The organism is Pseudonocardia lacus (assembly GCF_018531445.1).
Classification (GTDB): domain Bacteria; phylum Actinomycetota; class Actinomycetes; order Mycobacteriales; family Pseudonocardiaceae; genus Pseudonocardia; species Pseudonocardia lacus.
Genome location: NZ_JAHDTH010000235.1, coordinates 1 through 11,990 on the forward strand (window position 1 = coordinate 1; position 11,990 = coordinate 11,990).

Annotated in this window: 14 protein-coding genes; 6 read left to right on the plus strand and 8 right to left on the minus strand. The window is 75.1% G+C overall.

The genetic code is table 11. From position 1 onward, the window contains the following. Positions 1-64: 64 nt before the first annotated feature. The 3 genes from KIK08_RS33330 to KIK08_RS33340 all read right to left on the minus strand — a co-directional run bounded on the left by KIK08_RS33330 (position 65) and on the right by KIK08_RS33340 (position 2,713). The gene (locus KIK08_RS33330; protein WP_308258051.1) at positions 65-1,198 is read right to left on the minus strand and encodes a glycosyltransferase family 2 protein; all 1,134 of its coding nucleotides are present in this window, start codon (positions 1,196-1,198) and stop codon (positions 65-67) included. A gap of 191 nt (positions 1,199-1,389) precedes the next feature. Further along, the gene (locus tag KIK08_RS33335) at positions 1,390-1,767 is read right to left on the minus strand and encodes a hypothetical protein (RefSeq protein WP_214407301.1); all 378 of its coding nucleotides are present in this window, start codon (positions 1,765-1,767) and stop codon (positions 1,390-1,392) included. Positions 1,768-1,786: 19 nt separating this feature from the next. Continuing rightward, entirely contained in the window at positions 1,787-2,713 is a 927-nt protein-coding gene (locus KIK08_RS33340) for a glycosyltransferase family 2 protein (RefSeq protein WP_214407302.1), read from the minus strand. Positions 2,714-3,174: 461 nt separating this feature from the next. Here KIK08_RS33340 and KIK08_RS33345 point away from each other — a divergent pair, with 461 nt between their 5' ends. The 5 genes from KIK08_RS33345 to KIK08_RS33365 all read left to right on the plus strand — a co-directional run bounded on the left by KIK08_RS33345 (position 3,175) and on the right by KIK08_RS33365 (position 6,886). Next, complete coding sequence (locus KIK08_RS33345; protein ID WP_214407303.1) at positions 3,175-3,993, plus strand: glycosyltransferase family 2 protein; 819 nt, start codon at positions 3,175-3,177, stop codon at positions 3,991-3,993. A gap of 199 nt (positions 3,994-4,192) precedes the next feature. Next, positions 4,193-4,921 carry an energy-coupling factor ABC transporter permease gene (locus KIK08_RS33350; protein WP_214407313.1) on the plus strand — a complete coding sequence of 243 codons (729 nt, stop codon included), beginning with the start codon at positions 4,193-4,195 and terminating at the stop codon, positions 4,919-4,921. Then, positions 4,918-5,307, plus strand: a complete 390-nt coding sequence (locus KIK08_RS33355; protein ID WP_214407304.1) for a PDGLE domain-containing protein — start codon at positions 4,918-4,920, stop codon at positions 5,305-5,307. The genes KIK08_RS33350 and KIK08_RS33355 overlap by 4 nt, the downstream gene beginning before the upstream one ends. Then, positions 5,307-6,071, plus strand: coding sequence for a cobalt ECF transporter T component CbiQ (cbiQ, locus tag KIK08_RS33360; protein ID WP_214407305.1), 765 nt, complete (start codon positions 5,307-5,309; stop codon positions 6,069-6,071). Before KIK08_RS33355 ends, cbiQ begins: the two co-directional genes overlap by 1 nt. A gap of 86 nt (positions 6,072-6,157) precedes the next feature. Continuing rightward, on the plus strand, positions 6,158-6,886 hold the full coding sequence (locus KIK08_RS33365) for an energy-coupling factor ABC transporter ATP-binding protein (protein WP_214407306.1): 729 nt from the start codon (positions 6,158-6,160) through the stop codon (positions 6,884-6,886). Positions 6,887-6,901: 15 nt separating this feature from the next. On the opposite strand, the gene KIK08_RS33370 is transcribed toward KIK08_RS33365, so the two are convergent. The 3 genes from KIK08_RS33370 to KIK08_RS33380 form a co-directional block, all read right to left on the minus strand. After that, positions 6,902-8,155, minus strand: a complete 1,254-nt coding sequence (locus KIK08_RS33370) for an SPFH domain-containing protein (RefSeq protein WP_214407307.1) — start codon at positions 8,153-8,155, stop codon at positions 6,902-6,904. Positions 8,156-8,187: 32 nt separating this feature from the next. Continuing rightward, a complete protein-coding gene (locus KIK08_RS33375; protein ID WP_214407308.1) occupies positions 8,188-8,622 on the minus strand; it encodes an NfeD family protein in 435 nt (144 codons plus the stop codon). A gap of 68 nt (positions 8,623-8,690) precedes the next feature. Next, a complete protein-coding gene (locus KIK08_RS33380) occupies positions 8,691-9,512 on the minus strand; it encodes a DUF3097 domain-containing protein (protein WP_214407309.1) in 822 nt (273 codons plus the stop codon). A 185-nt stretch (positions 9,513-9,697) separates the two neighbouring features. On the opposite strand from KIK08_RS33380, the gene KIK08_RS33385 reads away from it, so the two are divergent. After that, positions 9,698-10,495 carry an Rv1486c family protein gene (locus KIK08_RS33385; RefSeq protein WP_214407310.1) on the plus strand — a complete coding sequence of 266 codons (798 nt, stop codon included), beginning with the start codon at positions 9,698-9,700 and terminating at the stop codon, positions 10,493-10,495. Positions 10,496-10,517: 22 nt separating this feature from the next. Here the strand turns inward: KIK08_RS33385 and KIK08_RS33390 are convergent, their stop codons facing one another. Both KIK08_RS33390 and KIK08_RS33395 read right to left on the minus strand, forming a co-directional pair. Next, positions 10,518-11,231, minus strand: coding sequence for a GOLPH3/VPS74 family protein (locus KIK08_RS33390; protein WP_214407311.1), 714 nt, complete (start codon positions 11,229-11,231; stop codon positions 10,518-10,520). Positions 11,232-11,284: 53 nt separating this feature from the next. Next, a partial coding sequence (locus KIK08_RS33395) for a hypothetical protein (RefSeq protein ID WP_214407312.1) occupies positions 11,285-11,990 on the minus strand: 706 nt, incomplete at its 5' end.

Genomic DNA, 11,990 nt, shown 5'->3' on the forward strand with positions numbered 1-11,990 from the left:
GGGCGGGGGCGCGCGGCACCGGGCCCGGGTGCGAGCGCGGGCTGCTGCTCAACGCGGGGCTCCTTCACACCTCGCCCCCGGGGCGGCGGACCGGGATGCGCGGCACCTCGTGCTGGCCGATGGCGGCGGCCCCGTTGGTGCCGTGGCCGCCGTTCGCGCTCGCACCGCCGTGGGAGCTGCCGTGGGGGGAGCTGTCGGTGGCCGTGCCGGCCGAGCCCGGGGAGATCGCGCTCGCGGGCGGGGCCGCGCCGAGGTGGCCGGTGCCACCGTTCGCGCCACCGTTCGACGTGCCGTTGGTGGTGCTGTTGGCGGTGCTGTTGGCGGCGGCGAACGGGGTGCCGGCGGGCCGCAGCCCGCCCGGGCGCAGCACGGCGGCGACGTCGGTGCCGTCGGCGGCCAGCGCCTCGGGGGTGATCACCGGGAAGCCGCCGGGCGGGGTGAGCGCCCGCGAGGTCTGCTCCAGCTTCACCTTCTCGGAGCGGTGCTGCTGGGCGCGGCGCCGCTCGGCGGCCAGGGTGCGCAGCACCCGGGTGCCGTCGGCGAAGGTCCGCAGGTTGGACTGGCCGAAGATCCGCTCGCGCTCCATCGAGGGCACTTCGGTGATCTTCAAGCCGGACGCGGCGACCCGGCAGTTGAGCACGGTCTCGATCTCGAACCCGTCGCCCCACAGCATCCCCTCGGCCGGGGCGGGGGCGTGGATGTCGGGCAGGTCCAGGGTCGGCAGGATGTCGATCCAGAACGCGTTGTAGCCGTAGCACAGGTCGGTGTAGGACGTCCCGAACAGCGCGTTGGCCATGCCGTTGAGCCCGGCGTTGCCCGACTTGCGCAGCAGCGTGATGTCGTCCGAACCGCCACCGCGCACGAACCGCGAGCCCTTGGCGAAGTCGGCGCCGGCGATCAGCGCCCGCACGAACGCCGGGATCTCCGCGGGGTCGGCCGAGCCGTCCGCGTCGAACATCACGACGATGTCGCCGGTGACGGCGGCGAAGCCGCAGGCCATGGCGTTGCCCTTGCCCTTGCGGGTCTGGGTGATCACCCTGACCCAGGGCAGCACCCGCCGCGCGGTCTCGATCGTGCCGTCCACGGAGTTGCCGTCGACCACGATCACCTCGTGCACGGCGGGCCGCACCGCGGCGATCGCCGGGAGCACGACCTCGAGGTTGCGGGCCTCGTTGCGGGTCGGAACCACGACGGACACCCGCGGGTTCCCGGTCCGCTGCATCCGCCGGATCACCGTGCCGACTCCCCTGCGCCGTGCGCGCTGTTCGCGTTGTTCACTGCCACCTTCACTGGCCGGGCTCCCCCGACGCGGCGGTCCGCGACTCGGGTCTTGACGGCGCGGATGCGCCCGGAGCGGATGGTCATGGTGCGGAGGTCCACCTGCCGCGGCTACTGGGCGACCACGGCGTGCCGGAGCAGGAACGGCACGCTGAGGAAGGTGACGATGTAGAGCGCGCCCGCCGGGTTCCAGAGGCCGAAGCTGAGCATGATCTGGGAGACCAGCAGCGAGACGGCCAGGCCGACGCCCGCGGCCAGCAGCCAGACGTGCGCGGCGGGGGCGCGGCGCAGGAAGCCCGCCGCGGCCCAGCCGGGACCGAGGATGAGGAACGTCATGGTCACCAGGAAGCGGAAGTCGCCGAGGGCCTCGGCGCGCTCGCCGAGCAGGCTCAGCACGCAGGCGATGAGCCCGGCCAGCACCAGCAGCACGCCCACCAGCCGCCGCGCCACCCGGGCCCGGGTGTCGACGGCCGTCGAGTTGACGGTCACCGTTGCGCTCCCTTCGCGTTCAGGACGCTTCCTCCTCCATGAACGCCAGTCCGCGGCGGGAGCCGTCGGACGGGCCCAGCGGGTAGCGCGCGCCCTCGGCCGCGGACGAGCCGTTCACGGCGAGCGCCTCGGGGGTGATGGCGGGGAACCCCCCGGGCGGGGTGAGCGCCCGCGAGGTCTCCTCGAGCCTGACCTTCTCGGAGCGGTGGTGCTGGGCGCGGCGCCGCTCGGCGGCCAGGGTGCGCAGCACCCGCGTGCCGTCGGCGAAGGTCCGCAGGTTGGACTGGCCGAAGATCCGCTCGCGCTCCATGGACGGCACTTCGGTGATCTTCAGCCCGGCCGCGGCGACGCGGCAGTTGAGCACGGTCTCGATCTCGAACCCGTCGCCCCACAGCATCCCCTCCGCGGGGGCGGGGGCGTGGATGTCGGGCAGGTCGAGCGTGGGGAGGATGTCGATCCAGAAGGCGTTGTAGCCGTAGCACAGGTCGGTGTAGGAGGTGCCGAACAGCGCGTTGGCGACGCCGTTGAGCCCGGCGTTGCCCGACTTGCGCAGCAGCGTGATGTCGTCCGAACCGCCACCGCGCACGAACCGCGAGCCCTTGGCGAAGTCGGCGCCGGCGATCAGCGCCCGCACGAACGCCGGGATCTCGGCCGGGTCGGCGGAGCCGTCGGCGTCGAACATCACCACGATGTCGCCGGTGACCGCGGCGAAGCCGCAGGCCATCGCGTTGCCCTTGCCCTTGCGGGTCTGCGTGATCACGCGCACCCAGGGCAGCACCCGCCGGGCGGTCTCGATCGTGCCGTCGACCGAGTTGCCGTCGACGACGATCACCTCGTGCACAGCGGGGCGCACGGCGGCGATCGCCGGGAGCACGACCTCGAGGTTGCGCGCCTCGTTGCGGGTCGGCACCACTACGGACACCCGTGGGTTGCCGTTGCGCTGCATCACCGTTCTCCCCCCACCGCCTGCGCGGTGTCTCCGTACCGTCCGCCGGTCACTGCACCCGTCACTGCACGTAGTCGAGGTCGGGACCACCGGGTCCCACTCGCCTTATCTGTCGGGTCAATCGTTGCGTTACGTCAGCGTCGACGGCATCCGAGCCCAATTCCGAACGTTTCCGTCACCCGAACGAGTCGGAACCGCGCCGTCTCCGTCATGCGGCACTCTACGGATGTGCCGATCGCGGAGTCCTCCAGGGCCCCCGGAGCCCCGGGCGGCACCGCCCGCTGACCACCGACGCCGCTCCCGTCGACCCGCGTGATCGGCCACCGGCACCACCGCGGGGCGCCGTCCGCCCGGCCCGCGTGCGGCCGCCGACGCCGCCGCGGGCGGGGCGGCTACGGTCTTCGACGTCCCGTACGTCGTCAGCGGGCGCCCGGCGGGGCGCCCATCGAGGGAGGCCCGTGATGCCGCTTCCGGCACCGAGTGTGTCCGTCTGCATCCCGGTCAACCGCGGTGAGCCCTACCTCGCCGAGAGCATCCGCAGCGTCCTGGACCAGACCTACCGCGACTTCGAGCTGGTCGTGCTGGACAACGCCAGCCCCGACCGGGCCGACATCATCGCCCGCCGCGTCGGTGACGTGCGCATCCGCGTCGAGCGCACCCCGTCGCCGGTGCCGCAGTCCGAGCACTGGAACCGGGCCGTGCAGCTCAGCCGCGCGCAGCTGGTCAAGCTGGTGCGCCCCACCGACCTGCTGCACCCGCGCTGCCTGGACATGCAGGTCAGCCCGATGGAGGCCGACCCGGGCCTGGCCGTGGTCGCCGCGCGCCGGCACCTGGTCGACGACCAGAGCCGGGTGGTGATCCCGCGCCGCGGGCTCAGCGGGCTGACCGGCGTGCGGACCGGGGTGGAGGTGGCGCGGCGGGTCGTGCGCAGCCGCTCCAACCCCATCGGCGAGCCGGCCGGGGTGCTGTTCCGCCGCGAGGACTTCTTCGCCGCCGGCGGCTGGCGCGGCGACCGCGCCTTCACCATGGACCTGGACCTGTGGATGCGGCTGCTGCAGTTCGGGGAGTTCCTCGGCCTGCCCGAGCCGCTGGCCGCGTCCCGGATGCTGCGCACCGCGCCCGACGAGCGCCGCGCCGTGCTCGAGGAACAACAGTTGCTACTGGAAGAAATTGCCGAGACCGACACATTCTCGGTGCGCGGTATCGACCTCACGCTCGGACGGCTGTTTTCTCCTACTGGTCGATTCAAGCGCCGAGCGGTCGCCGCGGTCGCGGGTTGAGTCCGTTGGTCGCTGCAGGCCGTTCACTCGCCGTGATGCCGTGACCTGACCGTCCGGTCGGTCGAGTTATCGCCAGATGTTTGCGATTGCCAGGGTGCGCTGCCTACGCTGACCGACGCCACCCCTGTGCGGGTGCTCACCGGCACGGAGGGAGTCGCGCGTGACCACTGCTGTCCCCACCGCTGTGCACGTCACCGCCATGCACATGAGCGACGGGTTGGTGAACGCGCCCACGGCGGCGGTGTTCGGGCTCGTCGCGGTCGTGGCCGTGGCGCTGGCCGCGACCCGCTCCCGGGCCGACCTCGACGACCGGACGGCGCCGATGGCCGGGCTGGTCACCGCGTTCGTCTTCGCCGTCCAGATGATCAACTTCCCGATCCTGCCGGGGGCCAGCGGCCACCTGCTGGGCGGCGCGCTGGTCGCGATACTGGTGGGGCCGTGGGTCGGCACCCTGTGCATCGCGATCGTGCTGGTGGTCCAGGCGCTGCTGTTCGCCGACGGCGGGCTGACCGCGCTCGGCACCAACATCACCAACATGGCCGTGGTCGGCGTCTGGGTCGGCTACGGCGTCGCCGTCGCGCTGCGCCGCGTCGCGCGCCGCAGCCGGGCCGGGCTGCTGGCCACGGCGTTCGTCGCCGCGTTCCTCAACACGGTGGTGGCCGCGCTGGCCTTCGTCGTCGAGTACGCGGTCGGCGGCGCGGGCGGCGCCTCGCCGGGCACGGTGCTCGTGCTCATGGCCGGGCTGCACGCGCTGATCGGCATCGGCGAGGGCGTCATCACCGCGGCCACGGTCGGGGCGGTCGCCTCGGTCCGGCCCGATCTGATCCACCTGCTGCGCCGCGGCTCCACCACCAGCCCCACCAGCCCCACCGGCACGGCGAGCTCCGCGGGTGCCCCGGCTCGCGCCGACGAGGGGAGCCCGGCGTGACCCGGCCAGCGCGCCCGACCCGCGACCGCAGCGCCACCGGCTTCCTCGTCGGCTTCCTCGTCGTCGCCCTGCTGATCGCCGGAGGGCTGTCGTACTTCGCCAGCGCCGACCCCGACGGCCTGGACAGCGTCACCCTCGACGGCTGCACCGTCACCGAGACCGACGCCGGCGAGCGGCTCGACGGCACCTGCATCGCGCAGAACGCCGAGGACCACGCCCTGGGTTCGGGACCGCTGGCCGACTACGCCGTCGACGGCGCCGGGGGCACGGTCGGGCTGGCCGGGGTGATCGGCGTCGTGGTCACCGTGCTGGTGGCCGGCGGGGTGTTCGGGCTGCTGCGCAGGCGCGGCGGCCCGGGCGGCCCGGGCGGGACGTCGGGGAGCTAGTGGGCGCCGGGCACTCCCACCCGCTGCACCTGCCGGGCACCTCCCCGGTGCACCGGCTGCCGGCCGAGGTCAAGATCGTCGCGGCGTTCCTGGGCGTGGTCTGCGTGGTGCTCACCCCGCGGGAGGCGTTCGCGGTCTTCGGCGGCTACCTGGTGGTGCTGGCCGCGGTGTGGGCCGTCGCGCGCATCCCCCCGGGATGGATGGCGCGCCGGGCGCTGATCGAGGCGCCGTTCGTGGTGCTGGCCGTGCTGCTGCCGCTGACCGGGCCCGACCCGCGCGTGGAGTGGCTGGGGCTGTCGCTGTCGGGCCCGGGTCTGCTGGGGGCGTGGGGGATCCTGGTCAAGGGCACGCTCGGGGTGCTGACCTCGCTCACCCTGGCGGCCACCACCCCGCTGCGCGACCTGCTGCTGGGGCTGCAGCGCCTGCGCGCGCCCGCGGTCGTGGTGACGATCGCGACGCTGATGCTGCGCTACGCCGACGTCATCGCCGCCGAGGCCCGCCGCATGCGGCTGGCCCGGCTCTCGCGCGGGCACGACCCGCGGTTCCTGTGGCAGGTCGGGGCCACCGCGCGCGGGGTCGGGAGCCTGTTCGTGCGCTCCTACGAGCGCGGTGAGCGGGTGCACCTGGCGATGCTGTCGCGCGGGTGGGCCGGGCGGATGCCGCTGCTGAGCACCGAGCGCACGACGCCGCGGCACTGGGCGCTGGGCATGGCGCCGGTGGCGGTGGCCGCCGCGCTGGTGGTCACCGCGTGGGTGACGACGTGAGCGCGGCCGGGCCGGGCACACAGCCGGGCACACAGCCGGGCACACAGCCGGGAACGCAGCCGGACTCCACGCCGGCGGCGCCCGCGGTGCCGTCGGTGCGTCTGGAGGGGGTGTCCTACGCCTACCCCGACGGGCACCGGGCCCTGCACGGCATCGACCTGACCATCTCCCCCGGTGAGCGGGTGGCGCTGCTCGGGCCCAACGGCGCCGGCAAGACCACCCTGGTGCTGCACCTCAACGGCATCCTGGTGCCGGAGCGGGGCCGGGTGTCGATCGCCGGGCTGGCGGTGGCCCGCGACACGGTGCGCGAGGTGCGCCGCCGCGTCGGCGTCGTCTTCCAGGACCCCGACGACCAGCTGTTCATGCCCACCGTCGCCGAGGACGTCGCGTTCGGGCCGGCGAACTTCGGGGTGAGCGGCGGGGAGCTCGTCGCGCGCGTCGAGGAGGCCCTGGCCACGGTCGACATGCTGGAGCACCGCGATCGCTCCCCCCTGCACCTGTCCGGTGGCCAGCGCAGGAGGGTGGCGCTGGCCACCGTGCTGTCGTGCCGCCCGGAGGTCCTGGTGCTCGACGAGCCGTCGTCGAACCTGGACCCGGTGGCCCGCCGGGAGCTGGCCGAGGTGCTGCTCGGGCTGGGCACGACGATGCTGATGGTCACCCACGACCTGCCCTACGCGCTGCAGCTGTGCCCGCGCAGCGTCGTCATCGACGAGGGCCGCATCGTCGCTGACGGACCCACCCGCGACCTGCTCGCCGACGCCGCCCTGCTGCGCCGGCACCGCCTCGAGCTGCCCTACGGCTTCACCCTGGTGTAGGGGCGTGGGGCCGGCTCAGCCCGAGCGCCCGTTGGGGTGCGCCGACCCGGTCGGCGGCTCGGGCGCGCTCCCGGCGGTCAGCTCGGGGTCGGTCGGACGCGCGGGCAGGTCGGGGCGGGTGGTCGCGCCCAGCGCCGCGGCCTGCGGCGGCGCCCCGAGCGGGGGCACCTCCTGGCGGGCCTGGGCCTCCGCGTCGGCGACCACCTTGGCCAGCTCCGGGTCGGTGGTGGTGTCGAACCAGCCGCTGACCTCCTCGTCGTCCTGCGCCGGGCGGCTGGGCCGCCCGTCGTCGGCGGAGGGCTGGAAGCGGAACACCCCGTCCTCACCGGGCGCGCCGAGCATGCGGGTGAAGCCCTCCAGCGCCTTGCCGAAGTCCGAGGGCACCAGCCACACCTTGTTGGCGTCGCCCTGGGCCATCTCCGGCAGCGTCTGCAGGTACTGGTAGGCCAGCAGCTCCGGGGTCGGCTTGCCGGCCTTGATCGCGGCGAAGACCTTCTCGATGGCCTTGGCCTCGCCCTGGGCATGCAGGTAGCGGGCAGCGCGTTCTCCCTGCGCGCGCAGGATGCTGGACTGCCGGTCGGCCTCCGCCCCCAGGATCGCGGCCTGCTTGGCGCCCTCGGCGGTCAGGACCTGGCTCTGCTTCACGCCCTCCGCGCTGCGGATGGCCGACTCCCGCTGGCCCTCCGCGGTCAGGATCATCGCCCGCTTCTCGCGGTCGGCCTTCATCTGGCGCTCCATCGACTCCTGGATGGAGGCAGGCGGGTCGATCGCCTTGATCTCCACCCGGGCCACCCGGATGCCCCAGCGGTCGGTGGCCTCGTCCAGCGAGCCGCGCAGCACGGTGTTGATCGCGTCGCGGGAGGTCAGGGTCTCCTCCAGGCTCATCCCGCCGACCACGTTGCGCAGGGTGGTGATGGTGATCTGCTCGACGCCGTAGATGTAGTCGTTGATCTCGTAGACCGCGGCCTTGGGGTCGATCACCTGGTAGTAGACGACCGTGTCGATGTTGACCGTCAGGTTGTCCTGGGTGATGACCGGCTGCGGCGGGAAGGACACGACCTGCTCGCGCAGGTCGATGCGTTCGCGCACCTTGTCGATGAACGGGACGATGAACACCAGCCCCGGGTCCGCGGTCCCCTTGAACCTGCCCAGCCGCTCGATCACCGCGGCGGTGGCCTGCGGGATGATCTGCACGGCCTTGACCACCGAGACCACCACCAGCAACACCACCACGGCCGCGACAACCAGCAGCACCGTGTTCGGCTCCATGCCGTCCTCCCCCGCTCGCTCGTTCGCCCGGGTCAGTCCCGGCCGACGACCAGGGCGGTGGCCCCGGCGATGTCCATCACCGTGACCGTCGCCCCTTCCTCGATGACCTCCTGGCCGTCGCACGACCGCGCCGACCACAGCTCGCCTCGCAGCTTGATGCGCCCGCCGTGGCCGTCGACCCGCGACACCACCACCGCGCTCGCCCCGACCAGCGCCTTGGCGTGCATCGTCGAGTGCTCGATGCCGCGGTCCAGGCGCCGGCGCAGCGCCGGGCGCGCGGCGAAGACCAGCAGACCCGCGGCGACGGCGAAGACCACCGCCCCGGGCAGCACTCCCGCCACGACGAACGACACCCCGGCGGCCGCCAGCGCGGCGCCGCCGAGCATCAGCAGCACGAACTCGCCCGACAGCACCTCGGCCGCGATGAGGACCAGGCCCAGGACCAGCCAGATCACAGCGGGGGTCATGCCCCGATCCTGCCACCGACGGGGTGGGGTGCGCTCAATCCGTGCGCAACCGGTTGCGCAATCGGTGCTCAACCGGTCACGAAGTCGATGAGCCGCTCGACCGCCCCGATCAGCGGGGTCTCCAGGTCCCGGAAGCTGCGCACCGCGCCGAGCACCCGGCGGGCGCCGTCGGCGGGCTCGCCCCAGCCGAGCGCGGCGCAGACACCGGTCTTCCAGTCGGTGCCGCGGGGGACCCGCGGCCAGGCCCGGATGCCGACGACCGAGGGCTTGACCGCCTCCCACACGTCGACGTAGGGGTGGCCGGTGACCAGCACGTGCCGGCCCGCGACGGCCGCGGCCGCCCGGGTCTCCTTGCTGCCCTCGACCAGGTGGTCGACCAGCACGCCGAGCCGGCGGTGCGGGCCGGGGCCGAACTCGGCGACGGCCGCGGCCAGGTCGTCCATGCCGTGCATCGGCTCGACGACCACGCCCTCCACCCGCAGGTCGTGGCCCCACACCCGCTCCACGAGCTCGGCGTCGTGCAGGCCCTCCACCCAGATCCGGGCCGCGCGCGCGGTGCGCGCCTGCAGGCCCTGCACCTTCACCGAGCCCGACGCCGAGCGCGCCGGGGCCTGCGGTGCCGCCGCGGCGACCGGGACCAGGGTCGCCGGGGCGCCCTCGACCAGGAACCCGGCCGGGCGCAGCGGGAACACCCGCCGCCCGCCGTGGCGGTCCTCCAGGGTGACCTGGCGCACGTCGGCGGCCACGACGGCGCCGCAGAACCCGCTGGCCGGGTCCTCCACCACCAACCCGATCTCGGCGGCGACCTCGGGCACCCGCTTGCGCACCACGTTGCGGGTGCCATCAGCACGGAACACGCCGCGGTAGTCGGCGAACTCGGCCGGTGCCATGCCCGGTTTCTACCTGGCGGTGGTGGTCGGGCGGGCGCCGACACGCCGCCCCCGGACGACCCGGCCTACCGCTCGGCCCCCGAGGGGCGCCGGTGGGCGCCCCGACCCGGGACTACACCTAGTACCCGGCGACATCCGCTCGGCGGCCCTGCCGTGCGGCGCCGGCTGTGGTTAGCCTGGCCCTCGTGGCCTGCCCCTCCGCGACCTTCACCGTCTGGGCCTCGGCGTGGCTCGCCGGCGCCGTCGCCCCGGACGACGTCCTGGACGCGCTGAGCCCGTGGGCGGAGGCGCACGACGTCCAGGCGGCCGACGCGGCCACGGCGCACGTCACCGGGCTGTCCGCGCCGGGCACCCCGGTGTCGTCGGTGGCGTTCCTGCTCGCCGCGCTGCGCAAGGCCACCCCGCGCGGACCCGGCCGGCTCGTGCTGCCCGCCCCGGGCGACGTGCGCGGGCTGCCCGGCCCCGGCCCGTTCAGCCGCCACGCCACGGCCGTGGGTGAGGGCGTCGTGTTCGGCGAGGCCGGGTTGGGTGTCGTGCCGGCGCGCATCGCCGAGGGCGTGGTCCGCTGGACGGTGCATTCGCTTCCCGAGCACGGCTCGCCCGCGGAGTTCGTGGCGCTCGGCCAGGCCGAGCGCGACCTGCGCGAGGAGGTCCGCCGCTCGGCGTCGATCCTGACCTCGTTGGGCGTGGCCCGCCACCGCCCGGGGGTGCGCGAGGAGATCGCCGCGGCGCTGCGCGCCCGGCCCGCCTCGCTGTGGCCGGTGGGCATGCCCGCGCAGTCGTTGCGGGTGCTCCAGCACGCCGACGAGGTGGAGGCGATCCTCGGGGCGGCCGCGGTCGACGAGCCCGGTGGGGCGCTGTCGGCGTCGGCGGCCAGCGCGCGCCGCGCGGCGCTGCGCCCGATAGAGACCGCGGTGCGGGTGGCCCGGCGGGCCGCGGTGGCCGAGGCGGTCCGCGTGCTGGTGGCCAGCCCCGCGGTCTGACCCCGGCCACCCGGTCGCGCGGTCAGACGTCGTCGGTCGAGGTCGAGGTGGTCGTGGTGTGCGCCGCGGTCGTGGCGACCACCGCGCCCAGCATCGCCGCGACGGCCGCGCCGCTGGTGACCGCGCTGACCGCGGCCACCGCCTCGCCGCCGTGCGGGTCGGTCGTGGCCCGGTGGGCCAGCTCGGCCGCGCGTCTGCGGGCCGCGCGGCGCACGGCGCGCTCCTCGTCGCCGGTGGCCGTGGCCAGCAGCCCGGCCGGCTCGACGAGCGCGATCAGCAGCAGGTCGTGCGGGGTGGGTTCGACGCCCTCGACCAGGATCGAGCGCAGCCGCCCGCGCAGCACCCGTTCGGCGGTCGGGTCGACCTCGGGGAAGCGGGTGGTGGGGATCAGGCCCAGGATCGTGGTGTGCTCCTCGCCGAGCACGCCGTCGGCGACCAGCCGGGCGGCCACCGCCTCCACGAGCGGGTGCAGCACGACCGGCAGGCGCTGCACCCAGTCGCCCATGGTGCGCGGCTCGGGTTCGGCGGCGACGGCCTCGCGCACGCGTTCCAGCAGCGGGTGCCCGCTCTCGCGGCCCGGGCGCAGGGTCTCGTCCTGGACCGTCACGGCGCCGGCGGCGATGGCGTCGACCAGGACGCCGCCGGTGAGCGCGGTCCACCCCGACAGCCAGGTCGTGCCGCCCTTGTCGCCGTCCAGGGCCAGCAGCAGCATCTCCTCGCTCAGCAGTAGGTCCACGCCGGGACCGTAGCGGCCGGGAACGGGCCCGGCCGGGTGGAGCCGGGTACCGCTCAGCCGCGCTCGGGCGGGCCGGCCGCCGCGGCGATCAGGGCGCGCAGCTCGTCGATCCCGATGGTGGCGCCGCCGGTGCCGGCGTCGCGGGCGGTGCGGGCGTCGGCGAGCTCGGCGCGCAGCCGGTCGAGGTCGGTGTCGGCGCGGCTGAGCAGCTGGGCCTGCGACTCGACCCGGCCGCGGACCGCGACCAGGTCCCGTTGGACGGCGTCGTGCGCGGTGCGCAGCGCGTCGAGCGCGGCGTCGGCGCGCCCGGCGCGTGCGGTCGCCTCGTCGCGTTCGCTGCGCAGGACCGCGGCGTCGGCCCGGGCGGCCAGCAGCTCGGCGCGCAGGCTGTCACGTTCGGAGCCGAGCTCGTCGGCGCGCCGCACTGCCGCGTCGCGGTCGGCGACGGCCTGCCCGGCGCGGACCAGCGCCTCCTGGGCCTGCGCGGTGGCCTGGGTGGCGACCGCGGTGGCGCGGGCGATGCCCTCCTGGGCGCGGGTGCGCTCGGCGTCGCGGTCGGCCATGGCCTGCTCGGCCTGCTGGCGGGCGGCCCCCATCGCCTCGGTGGCCTGCATGGCCTGGCGGGCGGCCGCGGTGGCGCGTTCGACGGCCTGGGCCCGTTCCTTCTCCGCGCGCTCGGCGCGCGCCTCGCCCGCCCGCGCCGCGGCGCCGGCCTCGGCGACGGACTTCTCCGCCGCCTCGGCGGCCGCGGCCTGCTCG